Raw genomic sequence first — 16579 nt, 5'->3', positions numbered from 1 at the left:
AACCAATAAAAACAAGTTAAAAAACAAGTAAAATTTTAAGTTGACTTTAAGTAAAAAACGTAATAATATTTTACTCAGGCAATGCAAGCGGTTTCAAAAAAAGAAAGCTTGCCTTGGGATGGAAGGATGCAAACCGCATCATTTTCGTTCTTGCACAAAAATACAGGCACAATATTTCTGAGGGGGAATTACACATGAAGAAATCTTTTAAATCAGCGGCTACTTTGCTTTTGTTGTCAACCGTGCTTGCAGCATGCGGCACCAACAGCGGAACAGGCAACACAGGCAACACTGGTACAGCAGGCAATGCAAGTCCTGCCAGCACGGCTAGCAGTGAAAAAGTGAAATTGACAGCTTGGGCTTGGAATGTAAATGTAGGCGCTTTAAATGAAGCGGTTACTTCTTACCAGAAGGATCACCCGAATGTTGAGCTTGAGGTTCAAGACATTGGTCGCCTTGATGTATATGATAAGTTGTCGACTGGCCTCGCAGCTGGCGGCGCTGGCCTTCCTGATATCGTGCTTGTAGAAGATGACAGGCTGCAAGGGTACCTGGACGCATTCCCTAAAGGCTTTGTGAACCTTTCGGAAAAAGGCTTTGATGCTAAGCTTTCCGAGTTCCCGACGTTCAAGCAAGAGCTGACGAAAAAAGATGGCGCAAGCTATGCCTTCCCTTTTGATGCGGGTCCAACTGGCGTATTCTATCGCACGGATCTGTTTGAGAAAGCGGGCGTGGATGCTTCCAAAATTGAAACTTGGGATGACTACCTCGCAGCAGGTAAGCTGATTAAAGAAAAAACAGGTGCACAGCTGTTCCCAGCAGATAAATTCAAAGATGATGCAACGCTTCGTATTATGCTCAATGAGCAAGGCGCCTTCTATTTTGACAAAGACGGCAATATTGACTTCAACAACCCGAAATATGTGAAAGCGTTGGAAACGTTAAAGCAATTCGACGATGCTGGTCTGATCAAGGACGTTAACGGCTGGGATGGCACGGTTTCCGCAACGGTTGACGGTTCGATCGCTTCCATTGCTTTCGGCGCATGGTACACAGGTACAATTTCTGATCAAGCGAAGGATTTGAGCGGTAAATGGGGCGTAATGCAGGTTCCAGCCTTTGAAAAAGGCGGCAACCGCGCAGCTAACCTTGGCGGAAGCAGCTGGGCTTTGACTTCCACTAGCAAAAATGTAGATGCAGCATACAGCTTCATGGAATACTTCTCTTTGACACCTGACGTTCAAAAAGTAGCTATGGAGAAATACGGCTTGTTCCCATCGCTGACTAGCGTTTATAACGAGGATGTTTTCACAACGGGCGTTGAGTTTTTCAGCAACCAAAACATCTGGATGCTGTTCGCACAAGAGATGAATGCGGTACCAACTCCTTACTACACAAAAGATTACTCCGTTGCTCTTGATGAATCGGTTAAAGCACAATCCGATGTATTCAACGGCAAGCCGGCAGCTGATGCTTTGAAGGAAGCGGCAGCTCGTCTGAAGGATCGCACAAGCCGCGAAGTTAACGGCGGTTAATACGTAATACGGTCTCGGTGCCTAGCCTGTAGCAGCCTGTAACCGGGCTTAAACAAGCCAGCATTTTAAGAATCAAATACGCTTAAAAAAGCAGTCCGATAAGAGATTCAGCGCTTACGCCTGGATCTCTTATTCACTTATGCCATTATTCTGTCATGTCATTATTCTCTGATGACACTATTCTCAGAGGTTCCTATTATCTTAAGCTCTAATTTCCTGATTATTAAACCTGCAAAACAGGAAGGCTATCTCCTGTTTTTCAATTGCCTACAAAATGAAGCTTATGGCGAAAATGTCGCAGCGGAGTAAAAAGCTTGTGCTGGAGAAGCGTTAGCGTTCGCTTAAAGCTTTCCGTAGGAAAGCAGCTTCGTAAGCATATGCTTTTACCCTTGAATTTCCACCTTGGGAAATGAGTTCGGAGAAATTCAAGGGTAATGGCGATCGGAAGCCAAGCTTTTTACGCAGCGCAGACACTTTTTCGCCTTAAGCTTCTAAAACTAACATAGAAAGAAGGGTGAGTATGAGAACAAAAGTATTTGTTCCGTATTTGTTTCTTACCCCGGCACTCGTGCTATTCGCGATATTTATGGGCTACCCAATCGTTTATTCGCTATTGCTGAGCTTCCAGACCAGCGTAAGCGGAGAACTTGTATTTACTGGTGTCGACAATTACGCTAAGCTGTTCAGCGATAAAATATTTGGCAAAGCGTTGTTAAACACGTTTATTATTTTGATCGTTCAAGTGCCGCTCATGCTGTTTACATCCCTGCTGCTGGCGACGCTGCTTAATTCCCTTAAGCGCTTCAAGGCGCTGTTCAGAGTGGCTTTTTTCATGCCGGCTGTAACGTCCCTTATCGCAGCATCAATCATTTTTTCCATCATTCTAATGAATGACGGAATTTTGAATCAACTGCTTGGAGCAGTAGGCATTGATCCGATTCCATGGCTGTCCCATCCCGTTTGGGCGAAGGTATCGCTCATTATCGCTATGACCTGGAGATGGACGGGCTACAATATGGTTATTTATTTGGCAGGCTTGCAAAACGTATCGGAATCCCTCTATGAAGCAGCAAGCATCGACGGCGCAACCCGCGTACGCCAGTTTTTCAACATTACCATTCCGCAGCTGAAGCCGATTATTTTGTTCACGGCCATTTTGTCGACAATCGGTACGCTGCAATTGTTCGAGGAGCCTTATACCCTTACTAAAGGTGGTCCAAGTGATGCGACGATTACAATCGGCATGTATTTGTACCAGACGGGCTTCCGTTATTTCAACTTCGGTTATGCTTCAACGCTTGCTTATGTCATCGTTATTTTGATCGGCATTCTCAGCTACATTCAATTTAAAGTAACGGGGGATGAGTAAATGGTAGCCAAACGTGTACGCGTCTCTATAACAACTCTGATTTTGCTTATTGGCTCCTTTATCTCCTTATTTCCCTTCTATTGGGCGATTATTGGAGGCACGAATGAGAGCGGTAAAATTTTTGCTAAACCGCCTGTTCTCTTGCCAGGTAACCAATTGTTCGAAAATATCCGGAATTTGAACGAGTCGATCGGCATTGGCCGGGTTATGTTCAACTCCTTGTTTGTAACGATTGTTTATACGATACTGGCGCTTGTCGTTTCCACGATGGCTGGTTATGTATTCGCAAAGTTTAATTTCAAAGGGAAGACGGTCATTTTCGGTATATTTCTGCTTTCCATGATGATTCCTTACCATGCAATTGTTATTCCAGTATTTAAAATGATGGCAGCTTGGGGCTGGCTAGGCACCTACAAAGCATTGATTTTGCCAAATATCGCCTATCCATTTGCGATTTTTCTCATGCGTCAGAACATGATGGCTGTCCCGAACGCTATGATGGAAGCTGGAAGAATTGATGGTGTGAGCGAGTGGGGACTGTTTACTAAAATCATTTTGCCGTCCTCCAAGCCTGCGCTAGCCGCAACGGCAATTTATTTGTTCATGTACCAATGGAACAATTTCCTCTGGCCGCTCATTTCTGCAACCTCCGAGGATATGTATACAATGCCAGTTGCGCTCTCGAGCCTATTCGGCTTGTCGCGCATTGATTATGGTCAAGTAATGGCAGGGGTAACGCTCGCAACCTTCCCGATTATTCTTTTCTTCTTAATGCTGCAAAAATACTTCATTCAAGGGATGCTCGGAAGCTCCGTCAAGGAATAGACAGCTAGAGCCTTACTTTCGTTAGGAGGAACCTATTATGTTTGTCGGGGTAGATTATTATCCTGAATATTGGCCGGAGGAGCTGATGGAGTCGGACTTGTCCGGCATTATCAGCTTGGGCGCTAATATGGTGCGTATTGGTGAGTTCGGCTGGCATGGCATGGAGAAGCAGGACGGCGTTTTCGACTTTTCCTTCTATGACAAAGCGCTGGCGCAGATCAAGTCGAAGGGTCTGAAGGTCATGTTTGGCACACCAACGGCGACCTTTCCGGCTTGGCTGGCGCATAAATATCCGACGATTTTGTCTGAGGATGAAAATGGTCAAGCACGTGCTTTTGGCGGGCGACGCCAATACTGCTACAACTCAAAGGAATACCGCGCGTACAGCGGACGTATAACGCGCAAGCTGGTGGAGCATTACAGCAGCGAGCCGGACATTGTCGTCTGGCAGGTAGATAATGAATTCGGCCATGAGGGCAGCGATATGTGCTACTGTGCGCAGTGCCATCAGAGCTTCCAGCTTTATTTGGCTGACAAATACGGCGATATTGCTGTGCTTAATGAAACGTACGGCACGATTTTCTGGGGGCAGACGTATAACGATTTTGCTGAAATTCCAATGCCCGTCAAAACGATCACGACGCATAATCCTTCCTTACAGCTCGATTGGGCGCGCTTCCGTTCGGATTCACTCAATCGTTATGCTCAGGAAATGACGGCCATCGTTCACAAGCATAAGGGAGCGCACCAGCAAGTAACGACAAATGTGTCGGGCGGCTTCTTCGGCAAATGGTTCGATCATGAGGAAAATGTGAAAACGATGGATTTTGTCTCGTACGACAATTATCCGGTTTGGGGCGGACTGACAGAGCCGATTACGCCAGCGGCGATTGCCCTCGGGCATGATTTTAACCGCGGACTAAAGGGGCAAAACTTCTGGATTGTCGAGCAACTGATGGGCATGCAGGGTCACGATGTCATTGGCTATTTGCCGAAGCCTGATCAGGCGAAAATGTGGTCGTTTCAAGCGTTTGCGCATGGCTGCACGAACATGCTGTATTTTTGTTGGCGCGGCATGACGCGCGGTGCCGAGCAGTTCTGCTACGGCATCGTCGATCACGATGGTCGCTATGGCCGTAAATTCGATGAGGCAAAGGCGGTATTCGAGGGAATTGCTCCTTATGCAAATGCACTCCAAGCAGAAATTCAAGCGGATGTGGCGGTGCTTTATGACTATGATAATGTGTGGTCGTGGCGCTCGCAAAGGCAAAGCGCAGCGTTTGATTTTACGAATGAGCTGCTTCGCTTGTACACGCCCTTCTATAATCGTAATGCCCGAATAGATGTCATTCCGGCAGCGCGGGATTTTAGCAGCTATAAGGTGCTGCTTGTTCCGGCACTGCAAATCATTGATCAGCAGCTGGGTGAGCGACTTAGCCGTTTTGCGGAGGCAGGCGGTACCGTTATTTTCTCCTTCCGTACAGGACTTAAGGATCGCAATAACAATATTCATTTCGAGCTGCCGCTTCCGGGTTATGTGGCGGATATGTGTGGTGTCGAAATACAGGATTCTGAATCTTTGGCAGAGGGTACCAAGGTTCGTCTGATCGGCAGCGGTGAGTTTGAGGGCTTGCAAACGACAGCAACCGTATGGCGCGATATGGTTATTCCGAAGACAGCTGAGTGCTTATACAGCTATGATGATCCCTTTTTCCCACAAGCTGCTATTACACGCAATCGTTACGGACAAGGGCTGGTTTATTATATCGGCTGCGGCGTCCATAATGATGTAATGGAGCATTTATCTAAAGACATTGTAACTCGACAGGATATCTGGCATATTGAAAGTGAGCAGGGTGTGGAAGTTTATGCGCGGGAGCACGGCAAGCGCCAATTGTGGTTTATTATGAATCATACGGCCGAGCATAAGCATTTTCGCGGACATAACCTGAGTCCATATGCTAGTATTGTAATAGATCCCTGTTAGTTAGGTGGCGGTAAAGCCTGATGATGCAGCGGATGTACATTCTCTGGATCTTAAGGCAGGAAAGGGTATGATGAAGTGGCTACAATTAAAGATATTGCGCAACTGGCGAACGTGTCCATTGCGACGGTATCAAGGGTATTGAATTATGATCCCTCTCTATCGGTTGGAGACGATACACGCAAGCGGGTATTCGAAATTGCACAAGAGCTGAATTATAAAACACTGCGCGAGCGTAATGGGGCAGCAGCGAAGGAAATAACACGGATCGGCATTGTGAACTGGTATTCCGATCAGGAAGAGATGCTTGATCCTTATTATATGGCGGTACGTCTTGGAGTAGAGCGGGAATGCTTTCAGCGTCAAATGAAGGTTGTCAAGCTGTTCCGTCAGGAGCGCTCGTATTATAGCGAATGGGTCGGCGAATTGGATGGCATGATTGCGATTGGACGTTTCGAGAAGGAAGATTTGGATATGTTCCCGGCTTCTATGGACAAAATCGTATTCGTCGATTCTTCACCAGATGATCAGCGTTTTGATTCTGTCATTATTGATTTACGCAAATCCGTTACGGAAGTGCTGGATTATCTTGTAGATATGGGTCATCAGCGAATTGGATACATTGGCGGGCATAATATGGTCAATAATAAGCGGGTACGGGATGAACGTGAAGTGACGCTGCGGGACTACTTGATAGCTAAAAACCTATTTCATCCCCAATATATATTCACCGGTGAAAATTTGTTTTCGGAGGATGGCTATGTTCAGATGTCCCGTGCAATAGAGAGCGGGGAGCTTCCGTCAGCCTTTTTTATCGAAAATGACTCCATGGCTGTAGGCGCATTGCGCGCGCTCCATGAGGCGGGAATTGACGTTCCAGGTACGGTGTCGCTCGTGGGCTTCAATGATATTCCGATTTCGGAATTTGTTCAGCCGCCGCTGACGACGGTCAAGGTGCATATGGAATATATGGGCGAGACGGCGGTGGAGCTGCTCGCGGAACGTCTGACCACGAAGCGATCTATTCCGAAAAAGGTCGTCATTCCTACGACCTTGACGATTAGGAATAGCTGCTCGAAAATATAATAACAGGATGAACAAGGCTCTTTGCTGCGTGAAAGGTTAGGTTTTCCATCGCGCTTCCCTTTTTTAGTCTGTTTACGAGCAGGCCCCGTTGTGCTATAATGTGGGCATAAGTTAATATTCGGTCGGAGAAACGGAGACACCGCAGAAACCTTTTGCATTGCGCTAGATGTTGCGCAGCTTAAGGTATTTGCGGTTTTTTCGTTTTCCTTTTTTAAGCAGGATATTGGACCAGAACTAGCTGAAAAGGTGGAGAAGACGATGAGCAAACAGACAGGAACGGCAAAACAGGGTGCTTTTAGCGCATTAAATAGGGAACAGCTTTACCGTAGTCTAGGCGAGGAAACATTCGATTTGCTCGTTATTGGCGGTGGCATTACAGGAGCAGGAATTGCACTTGATGCCCAGACGCGCGGCCTTAAGACGGCTCTTGTAGATATGCAGGATTTCGCCGCAGGCACATCGAGCCGTTCGACGAAGCTCGTTCACGGCGGTCTGCGTTATTTGAAGCAGCTTGAGATCGGCGTTGTAGCAGAGGTTGGTAAAGAGCGCGCAATCGTATATGAGAACGGGCCACACGTAACGACACCAGAGTGGATGCTGCTGCCCTTTTATACAGGCGGTACCTTTGGTAAATTCTCGACCTCGCTTGGCCTCCGCGTATATGATTTTCTGGCAGGCGTCAAACGCGGCGAGCGCCGGAAAATGTTCAGCGTAGACGAAACGATGAGCCGAGAGCCGCTGCTGAAGCGCGAAGGCATGAAGGGCGGCGGCTATTATGTAGAGTACCGCACCGATGATGCGCGTCTGACGATTGAAGTGATGAAGAAGGCTGTTGACATGGGCGCTCTTTCGATCCCGTATGTAAAGGTTGAATCGTTCATTTATGAGAATGGCAAAGTGGTTGGCGCTAATGTGCGCGATCTGCTGTCTGGAGCGGAAAGCAAGGTGCGTGCCGTTAAAGTTGTCAATGCGACAGGCCCTTGGGTCGATACGCTGCGTGAACAGGATGGCTCCAAGCAGGGCAAAACGGTTCATTTGACCAAAGGGGTGCATTTGGTATTCGACCAATCGCGTTTCCCGCTGCACCAAGCGGTTTATTTCGATACGCCGGATGGACGTATGGTGTTCGCGATTCCGCGCGATGGCAAAACGTATATCGGCACAACGGATACAAACTATAAGGCAGACAAGGCGCATCCGCGCATGACGAAGCAGGATTTGGATTATATTTTGCAGGCGGCAAATTTCATGTTCCCTTCGATTAAGCTGAAGGCTTCGGATGTGGAGTCAAGCTGGGCGGGTCTCCGTCCGCTTATCCATCAAGAAGGCAAAGACCCTTCGGAAATTTCCCGTAAGGATGAGGTGTTCGTAGCGAGCTCCGGATTAATCTCAATTGCAGGCGGCAAGCTGACAGGCTATCGCAAAATGGCGGAAAGCGTCGTGAACACGGTGAGCACGCAGCTCACAGCTGAAGGTCGCAGCGGCATTCGCCCAAGCGGTACGAAAAACCTGCCCCTGTCGGGCGGCGACTTCGGCGGCTCGGCGCAATTCCCGGCCTTCGTTGCCAAGAAAACGGAGGAGGGCGTTCGTGCGGGGCTTTCCCGTGAAGAGGCAGAGCGCCTTGCCCGCCATTTTGGCACAAATGTGGATCATGTGTTTGGACTTATTCCGCAATACAAAGGGCAGGCAACGGCTAGCGGTCAAGAGCTCTCACTCGGTCTGCGCATTGAGCTGATGTATGCTCTAGAGAATGAGCTGACAACGAAGCCTGCGGATTTCTGGATTCGCCGTACAGGCAGCCTGCTGTTTGACCGCGCTCGCGTTCTGAAGTGGAAGGAAGCAGTCCATGCCGAGATGGCAGCGCTGTTCGGCTGGTCGGAGGAGACAAGCGCAGCTTATGCTGCTGAGCTTGAGCAGGAGCTGCATTATGCAGTGACGCCAGTCGAGCAGGAATAGAAACGGGACTACGAACGAACGCAAGCAGTAACTTAATATAGCGGCAAAATGGACATCTAGTGCAGGCACATGCCGCTTTCGTCTATTCATCAAGCCTCCCTTATCCAACATTCTTGTGTAAAGGGGGCTTGTTTTTGATTCCTTTTTCAATTCAGCGAGGAGAAAATTGATAAGCAAACGCTCATTTGCTATCATAATTAGTAAGAATGTGACCAAAAAAACAATTCAGTCATTTCGTTAGTTCGAACTATTTTAACGATTAATCATGGGCAATGAGGGAGTGTGAAGCATGACAACGATCGAGGTCAGTACAAAGGATGGCAGAGTTAGCGGTCAACAGTTGAACGGAATTTCGGTTTGGAAGGGGATTCCCTATGCCAAGCCGCCAGTAGATGAGCTGCGATTTGCAGCGCCAGTTCCGCCAGAGCGGTGGGAGGGCGTCAAAGAAGCCTTCCATTTTGGTCCTGAAAATATACAGCCTCGGCAAAATGGGGCAGAGTTGGAGCTTGCAGCAGATACGCGCCTAGAATCCGAAGACTGCCTCTATTTGAATGTCTGGGCTCCGGAATCAGCCGTTGCTGGAGACGCCGCAGACGCGTCGCTTCCGGTTATGGTATGGATTCATGGCGGCTCTTTTTTGACCGGAGCTGGAAGCTGGCCTCTGTATGATGGATCGGAGCTGGCGAAGCGCGGAAATATAGTCGTCGTGACGATCAATTATCGGCTGGGGCCGTTTGGTTTTCTGCATCTAGCGCCGCTTGGCGGCTCCTTCGTATCCAATGCAGGGCTTCTCGATCAAATAGCTGCACTGGAATGGGTGAAAAATAATATTGCGGCGTTTGGCGGAGATCCGGCTGCCGTCACTATTTTTGGAGAATCGGCAGGCAGCATGAGCATTGCAGCGCTGCTCAGTATGGCGAAGGCGAAGGGCTTGTTCAGTCGTGCCATTATGCAAAGCGGAGCCTCGCAAATTATTCCTCAGCAGCAGGCAGATGGCGTTCGGGCGGGCCTGCTTCAGCTGCTCGGCATTAGTCCATCCGAGCCTGAGAAGCTTAGAGCCGTGCCAGCGGAGCAAATTTTTGCAGCGGGAGAAAAGCTGAAGGAGCAGGCAGGGGATCGACTGGCGCTGCTGTTTCAACCCGTGCTTGATGAGGCAACGCTCCCGCAGTCGCCGCTGGAGGCGATTCAAGAAGGTGCTGCCGCAGACATCCCTCTGCTGATCGGGACGAACTTAGATGAAGGGCATTTGTTCATCAGGCCCGATATGCCCTATGGTGATAACATTAATATGTCTGAAGCGTTGACCATTATGGCGCCTGATATCAAAAACGTCGCTGCCGCCGCTGCAGCTTATCCGCCAACGTCAGACGGGCAGGCTCAAATGATGACCGAAGCCTTCTTCTGGCGTTCATCCTTGCAGTTCGCCACCGCTCAAAGCGAGTATGCGCCGGTATGGATGTATCGCTTTGACTGGGTGCTGCCGGAGCATCCGCTGCTTCATAAATCGATTCATGGCATTGAAATCTTCTTTGTGTTCAACACGCTGGAGCATATGCAGAGCATGGGCGTGATGCCCGATGAATCCATGAGGCAGCTCGCTTGGCGCATGCAGGATGCGTGGATTGCTTTTGCCAAACAGGGCACGCCTGAGACTGATCATATTGCGTGGCCTGTATACAGCAAGCCGGAGCGCTCGACGTTCATTTTCAATCATGCTACTCAGGTTATTTCTGATCCCGATGCTCACAAACGAGAGCTGCTTGAGCTGTAAAGCAACAGCTTCTATAGAGCAATCACGCATATTAGCAGCTGCAATGGAATGAGCTGCTCCAGCCTATAAGCTTTGAATCAAAAAACACCAATGAAGAAGGCAAAGTCGCCTATTTCATTGGTGTTTTGCTGTAGGGATGCACCACACATTCCTTATCCGCTTGGCTGCAAAACCGCTTCCCGACCCCTCCGCTGCTTAAGCAGCAGCAAAAGAGGGAAGCCAGCCAGCACCGTAATAGCTCCAATCACAAATACATCATTAATGCTCATTGTAAACGACATTAGGCGAATCGTATTTGTGTCGGCAGCCCCAGACTGAATAAGCTCACTGCTGTGAACGGCGGAACGGCTGGAGATTAACCCTGTAAACACGGCTATAGCGAACGAGCTGAGCACATTGCGAAGCCAGTTGCTAATGGAGGCGGCATGGCCGGACCACTCGGGCGGAATTTCTTCCATGGAGGCGGTGCTGCTCGGAACGGAAGCAAAGCCAAGCCCGATATTGCGAATAATCATCCCCCATAGCACGAAGCTGTATGCCGTATTCACATGCAGCCAGCTCAGCATAAACAGCCCAGCGAAAATAAAAACGATGCCGATGCTGATCATTTTCACCGCTCCAAGCTTCGGATAGAGCTTTCCTGCTAGCGGACTTAGAAGCGCCAATATGATGGAGGAGGGCAGCAAAATCAGCCCTGTCGCCAGCGGACTTTGGAGCTGCACCTGCTGCAAAAACAGCGGCGTCAAATAAGTACCTGTATACAGCGCGACCGTCACCATGCCATAAATACTCAGCATGATCGTAAAGCGGCGAATGCGAAACACGCGTAAATTCAGCAGCGGCTCCTTAGCTGTCAGCTCCCGCCAAACAAAAAGCACTAGCAAGGCAACGCCTACAGCCATAAGCAGCAGCGTTTTCCATGAGCTCCACCCCCAGCTGTTGCCTTCGCTGAAAGCGATGAGCAGCGCCAGACTGCCGAGAATAACGGTCATGACGCCCGGAATATCGAGCGACTTCGGGATGTTCATTCGATAATAAGGAATCAGCCTTTGGGTCAAAATAATCGCAATCAGCCCGATCGGCACATTGAACAAAAACAGCCAATGCCAGCTTGCCTGCTGCAGCAGCCAGCCGCTGAAAGTCGGTCCAATCGCAGGCGCGACCATTGCCGACAGCGACCATAGGCTCACTGCAAACGCTCGGCGCTCCTTCGGCACGACCTGAAAAATAATCGTCATCGTACAGGACATGATCAGCCCGCTGCATGCCCCTTGCAGCATCCGAAATACGATCAGCGAGCTTGTATCCCATGCGGCCGCACACAAAAACGAAAACAGCGTAAAGCCGACTAGCGCGTATAAATATAATCGCTTATAGCTGAATCGTCCTCCTAAATACCCAACCAGTGGTGAAATAACGCCGGTAGCCAGCATAAAGCCCGTCACCATCCACTGCATGGTGGAAAGCTCCGAATGAAAATGCTCCATCAGCAGCGGAAGCGCAATATTAATCGTCGTTGTGCTTAGCACGGAAAGGAACGTTCCAAAGAATATCGCAATCATAATTGGCCAAAATCGTATGGTAGTCGTCTGCTCCTCCAAAACAAATGTCCTCCTGTCATTGCTTATATGTCTACTTTTACATATAATAATCTGTATTATTTATGTTACACCTATGCATTTTATATGTCAATAATGACATATTGGGAGGTCGTTATACGATGCGATTAAACACATTATCCTATGGATTGCTTGCTTTGCTAAGTGCAAGTCCGCTGACAGGCTATGATTTGGCTCAAAAAATCAAGCCGCTGTGGCAAGCGGGCCACAGTCAAATTTATCCGCTGCTGGCTGCGCTGGAGCAGAACGGTTATATCGCCTTTGAACGGATCGAGCAGCAGGATAAGCCGGACAAAAAGGAATATTCCATCACCGACAAAGGGCTAACGCAGCTGGGAAAATGGGTAGAGCTGCCTGCGGAAAACCCCGTGCTGCGGGATGAGCTTCATTTTAAGCTGTATGGCTTATGGCTGTCAGAGCCAGAAAAGGCGAAAGCCTTGCTCGTTACGCGCGAGGCGTTTTGCAGGAGCGAGCTTGTGCGCTACGATGGGCTTATGCGGGCTCTGGAGGAGAAGCGGGTAAGCGGGGAGAATGCGCGCAAGCATAACGCACGGCTGCTCGGGCGATATTTGCTTCTTAGCAAACGAAAGATGGATACGCGGGCGTCCTTAGCTTTTTGCGAATGGGCGATGAAGGAGCTGGAGGCGAGCGAGTGGCTGGAGGGCTGACAAGCAGAAGGATACGCAAAGAGGACGCTTAGCCCGTTTCTTGAACGGATTAAGCGTCCTGTGAAAGGGAATGAGCTAGGCTGCTTCCTTCTGCAAACCGACCTTTAGTGACGGAACGATAGAAATAAAGCAAAGGACAGCAGACATTGCATAAACGACAAACAAGCCGAGGGATGAAGCCAGCAGTCCAGAGGAAGCCGTTCCTAGCAAAATGGACCCTGTAAATAGCGGTGTCATTAGTCCATTCACTTTGCCGACCATTGTATCCGGAATTCGGGTAATAACGAAACTGGCCACTGCCGTATTCAAAATGGCCAGCAATAGGCCGTTGCCAAAACGAAAGGCCCCGGTCACAAGCGGCCAAATGGAGGAGCCTTCTACTAAAAAGGTAATGCCGAGGAAGGCTAAGGCGACTGGCAGCAAGTATTTGGCCTTAAGCAGCTTGGGGAGCATACCGGCTATGAGTGAGCCTAGCAGTAAGCCAATTCCGTCAGCAGCAGCGAACCATTGCACATTTTCTTTATTAAGGCCAAGCCGCTCCGTGACGATGAAAATTTCAAGGGGCTGAACGAGCCCAGCCGCCAGACCGAGGAAGGCGAAGGTTAGAAATAACCGCAGCAGTCCTTTCTCTGCGACAATAAAACGATAGCCGGAGGACAAATCATTTTTCAATGAAAGCTTCTCCTGCTCCTCGATATGTGCTTCTTTAGGCAGCATAGTCAGCGCGGCTGCAGAAGCGAGAAACAAGACGGGCAGCGCAAGAAGAGACATCGTGAGTCCAGCCCACTGATAAATCGCTGTTCCAATAATAGGGCCGAGTATGTGGAACAGTGACGACATGCTTTGCGAGAGGCCGATAGCCCCAGGAATCTGATCTTCTGGAATATGTCGCTTGAACACCTTAGCCGACGAAGGCTGCGAAAATTGGCTGAGTATGGCCGACACGAATACCGACGCATAAAGCGCGCCCCACCAGCCGTTAGCAAGCATAAGCAAAATGACGCCAATCGACGCAGCACTAAGAACATCGCTGGCAATCATGGTGCGCTTCGGATTCCAGCGGTCGGCAAGCACGCCTCCAATAATGGAGAAGATGAGAATGGGCGCATATTCAAAAATAGACATCAAGGATACGGCTACCTTATCTCCGTTCGTTTTGTCCATGACAAAAAAGAGAAGGGCCATATTGCGGATCCAAATCGCGAGCTGCTGAATAACATCCGAAAAAAGAATAATGCGAAACGTTCGGTTTTGATAGAGCATCCTAGTCATTCTCCTTTATAGACCGACCAACCGGTCTAATTTAATCTCAAAAAAAAGCGCCAGTACTTCCTTACTTAGCGCGTATTCCGTTTAATAGCATACTGGCTGCTTGACGGAATAATTTTGATATCTGATCGGGCTGCTGCTCAGAGTCTAGCGTAAAGTAGACTTTTCCGAGGCCTTCCATCATGCTGCTGACAATAAACACAAGCTCCTCTTCGTCACTGGACACAAAGATCCCGCTCGCCTGCCCTTCACGTATAAGGCCGCGGCATGCCTGCGAATTATTTTTCATAATAAGCAGCAGACGATCTAATACATCTTGGGTATACACCTGGCTGGACGAAAATTCCTCCATGGCTTTCATGAGCGGATTTTGAAAGTCATGGGCGTAATGCTCTGCAAGTGCATAAAGCTGTTCCTCAACAGTAGCCAGCTTCTCTCGCTTACGATCCCATGCCAAACGCCACTGCTCACTATCCTCCTCAACCACCTCAAGGAAAAGCTGCACCTTGCTCGGAAAATGGTGATAGAGGCTGCCTTTGCTGACTTTAGCGTGATCACATACTTCATTCATGGATACGGCTCCATAGCCCTTATGCATAAACAATTGCTTAGCTGCACTGGCGATGCGGCGTTTGGTTTCTTCGCCATCCGATCGTCCTTTAACCATTTGCATGACCTCCTACTAGACCGACTGATCGGTCTAATTATAGCGGGTTAAAAGCTAACTTGCAATATTTCCAACCGTTGTTTTGAAAAATATCCATTTCTATGCTAGTCTTAAAAGAAAATAGTCGGAGGCAAAGCATGGCAAAAGCACACAAGAAACTTTCAAAGCTCGAATTTTTAAAAAGAGCGCTGTTCATTACAGTTGGAGCCATCCTCATGGGCGTCGCGCTGGAGCTGTTCCTCGTCCCCAACAGCGTCATTGACGGAGGAATTACCGGTATTTCGATTATGGTCTCTCACCTGACAGACAAGCCTCTGGGTATTTTTATTTTCCTCCTAAACCTGCCATTTCTGTTCATCGGCTTCAAGCAAATTGGCAAGACGTTTGCAATATCTACCTTATACGGTATCGTGGTCATGTCCGTAACGACGCAGCTGCTGCATCACGTAGACGCCTTTACAGAGGATAAGCTGCTTGCTGTATTGTTCGGCGGTATTATTCTAGGCGGCGGTATCGGTCTCGTTATCCGTTTTGGCGGATCGCTGGATGGCACGGAAATTTTGGCGATTTTAGCCTCGAAGAAATTTTCCATGCCGGTAGGTCAGTTTATTATGATCGTCAACGTGTTCATCTTTATTTTGGCGGGCTTTGTCTTCCAATGGGATTCCGCAATGTATTCGATGTTCACGTATTATATAGCGACGAAAGTAATGGATATTGTAGTTGAGGGTCTCGACGAGTCCAAATCCGTCACCATTATTTCTGCTGAATACGAGGAAATTTCTGAAGCGGTTATGAGTCGCTTAGGCAGAAGCACAACGTATATTCAGGCAAGAGGCGGCTACTCCAGAGAAGAAACACAAATGATCTATTGTGTAGTCAATCGTCTGGAAGTGGCGAAGCTTAAATCAATCGTTCATGACATTGATCCCCGTGCATTCGTGGCCATTGAGCATGTATCTGATGTTAGCGGCGGCAACTTTAGCAAGAAGGAAATTCACTAACTGATGATTCTATATCTCCCCAAGGCAGCAGTTCTGGACGCGTATTTCTCGTCTGGAGCTGCTGCTTTTTTTGATCCCATAAATACGTCTCTATCTACGGCTTTACATACCCTGTGGGGGTATGTTAATATAAAAATAAGCGTATGACATACCCCCTGGAGGTATTTGAATGGACAAGGAAACGAAATCGGCTTGTTTGCATCAGCATATGGACTCAGGCGGTGCAGGCGACGGCCAGTCCATGGAGCGCTTGAGCCATCATTCCGATGAAATGAAAGCAAATTTGATTAGGCGTTTGAACAAGGTGGAAGGCCAGATCCGCGGCGTGAAGGCGATGATTGAGAAGGATACGTATTGCGATGATGTGCTTACTCAGATAGCGGCTGCGCAATCGGCATTAAACGGGGTGGGCAAGCTGCTGCTGGAGGGCCATATGAAGAGCTGTATTGTGGATCGTATTCAGGCAGGTGAGCATGAGGTTATCGACGAGCTGTTAATTACGGTTAAGAAATTATTAAAATAATAAAATTCACTCAAGGAGGCAATAAAGATGGAGAGCGTAACACTTAAGGTAGAAGGCATGTCCTGCGGGCACTGCGTGAGCACGGTAGAGAAGGCGATAAATGAAGCGGGAGCAAGCGGCAAAGTCGATTTAGCAGCGGGACAAGTAGCTGTGGAGTTTGATACAGCGAAGGTATCGCTGGCTTCCATTAAAGAAGCGATTGAGAACACTGGTTTCGACGTCGTATAACAAGGGCATAAGTTAAGCTTGCACAGCCCTCTTTTTCCAAAGCGAACATAGCAATATGGTTTGGGCTTTGGAGAA

General features: G+C 48.6%; 14 protein-coding genes. 11 read left to right on the top strand and 3 right to left on the bottom strand.

Annotated features, from left to right (window positions below; translation table 11 throughout):
* Positions 1 to 194: 194 nt before the first annotated feature.
* The 7 genes from V5J77_RS22455 to V5J77_RS22425 all read left to right on the top strand — a co-directional run bounded on the left by V5J77_RS22455 (position 195) and on the right by V5J77_RS22425 (position 10526).
* Positions 195 to 1535, top strand: a complete 1341-nt coding sequence (locus V5J77_RS22455) for an extracellular solute-binding protein (RefSeq protein ID WP_338553066.1) — start codon at positions 195 to 197, stop codon at positions 1533 to 1535.
* A gap of 520 nt (positions 1536 to 2055) precedes the next feature.
* Entirely contained in the window at positions 2056 to 2904 is an 849-nt protein-coding gene (locus V5J77_RS22450; protein ID WP_338553065.1) for a sugar ABC transporter permease, read from the top strand.
* Positions 2905 to 3729 carry a carbohydrate ABC transporter permease gene (locus tag V5J77_RS22445; protein WP_338553064.1) on the top strand — a complete coding sequence of 275 codons (825 nt, stop codon included), beginning with the start codon at positions 2905 to 2907 and terminating at the stop codon, positions 3727 to 3729. It begins immediately after the preceding gene.
* Positions 3730 to 3766: 37 nt separating this feature from the next.
* A complete protein-coding gene (locus tag V5J77_RS22440) occupies positions 3767 to 5716 on the top strand; it encodes a beta-galactosidase (protein ID WP_338553063.1) in 1950 nt (649 codons plus the stop codon).
* A 75-nt stretch (positions 5717 to 5791) separates the two neighbouring features.
* Entirely contained in the window at positions 5792 to 6799 is a 1008-nt protein-coding gene (locus V5J77_RS22435; protein ID WP_338553062.1) for a LacI family DNA-binding transcriptional regulator, read from the top strand.
* 258 nt (positions 6800 to 7057) lie between these two features.
* Positions 7058 to 8755 carry an FAD-dependent oxidoreductase gene (locus V5J77_RS22430; RefSeq protein WP_338553061.1) on the top strand — a complete coding sequence of 566 codons (1698 nt, stop codon included), beginning with the start codon at positions 7058 to 7060 and terminating at the stop codon, positions 8753 to 8755.
* A 289-nt stretch (positions 8756 to 9044) separates the two neighbouring features.
* Positions 9045 to 10526 (top strand): carboxylesterase/lipase family protein, encoded by a 1482-nt coding sequence (locus V5J77_RS22425; RefSeq protein ID WP_338553060.1) that lies wholly within the window; start codon positions 9045 to 9047, stop codon positions 10524 to 10526.
* A gap of 152 nt (positions 10527 to 10678) precedes the next feature.
* Here V5J77_RS22425 and V5J77_RS22420 read toward each other — a convergent pair whose 3' ends face one another.
* The gene (locus V5J77_RS22420) at positions 10679 to 12127 is read right to left on the bottom strand and encodes a DHA2 family efflux MFS transporter permease subunit (protein WP_338553059.1); all 1449 of its coding nucleotides are present in this window, start codon (positions 12125 to 12127) and stop codon (positions 10679 to 10681) included.
* A gap of 119 nt (positions 12128 to 12246) precedes the next feature.
* Here V5J77_RS22420 and V5J77_RS22415 point away from each other — a divergent pair, with 119 nt between their 5' ends.
* Positions 12247 to 12813 carry a PadR family transcriptional regulator gene (locus V5J77_RS22415; RefSeq protein ID WP_338553058.1) on the top strand — a complete coding sequence of 189 codons (567 nt, stop codon included), beginning with the start codon at positions 12247 to 12249 and terminating at the stop codon, positions 12811 to 12813.
* Positions 12814 to 12888: 75 nt separating this feature from the next.
* On the opposite strand, the gene V5J77_RS22410 is transcribed toward V5J77_RS22415, so the two are convergent.
* Both V5J77_RS22410 and V5J77_RS22405 read right to left on the bottom strand, forming a co-directional pair.
* Entirely contained in the window at positions 12889 to 14076 is a 1188-nt protein-coding gene (locus tag V5J77_RS22410) for an MFS transporter (protein WP_338553057.1), read from the bottom strand.
* Between the two features lie 70 nt (positions 14077 to 14146).
* Positions 14147 to 14749, bottom strand: a complete 603-nt coding sequence (locus V5J77_RS22405) for a TetR/AcrR family transcriptional regulator (RefSeq protein ID WP_338553056.1) — start codon at positions 14747 to 14749, stop codon at positions 14147 to 14149.
* A 137-nt stretch (positions 14750 to 14886) separates the two neighbouring features.
* On the opposite strand from V5J77_RS22405, the gene V5J77_RS22400 reads away from it, so the two are divergent.
* From V5J77_RS22400 to V5J77_RS22390, 3 genes are all read left to right on the top strand, one after another.
* Entirely contained in the window at positions 14887 to 15753 is an 867-nt protein-coding gene (locus V5J77_RS22400; protein WP_338553055.1) for a YitT family protein, read from the top strand.
* Between the two features lie 208 nt (positions 15754 to 15961).
* Positions 15962 to 16276, top strand: coding sequence for a metal-sensitive transcriptional regulator (locus V5J77_RS22395; RefSeq protein ID WP_338556994.1), 315 nt, complete (start codon positions 15962 to 15964; stop codon positions 16274 to 16276).
* Positions 16277 to 16303: 27 nt separating this feature from the next.
* The gene (locus V5J77_RS22390) at positions 16304 to 16504 is read left to right on the top strand and encodes a copper ion binding protein (RefSeq protein WP_338553054.1); all 201 of its coding nucleotides are present in this window, start codon (positions 16304 to 16306) and stop codon (positions 16502 to 16504) included.
* Positions 16505 to 16579 lie beyond the last annotated feature (75 nt).

The sequence above is a fragment of the Paenibacillus sp. KS-LC4 genome, assembly GCF_036894955.1.
In the GTDB taxonomy this organism is placed as follows: domain Bacteria; phylum Bacillota; class Bacilli; order Paenibacillales; family Paenibacillaceae; genus Pristimantibacillus.
Note: the sequence above shows the minus strand (reverse complement) of the source record. Positions and strands in the feature narration are given on the sequence as shown.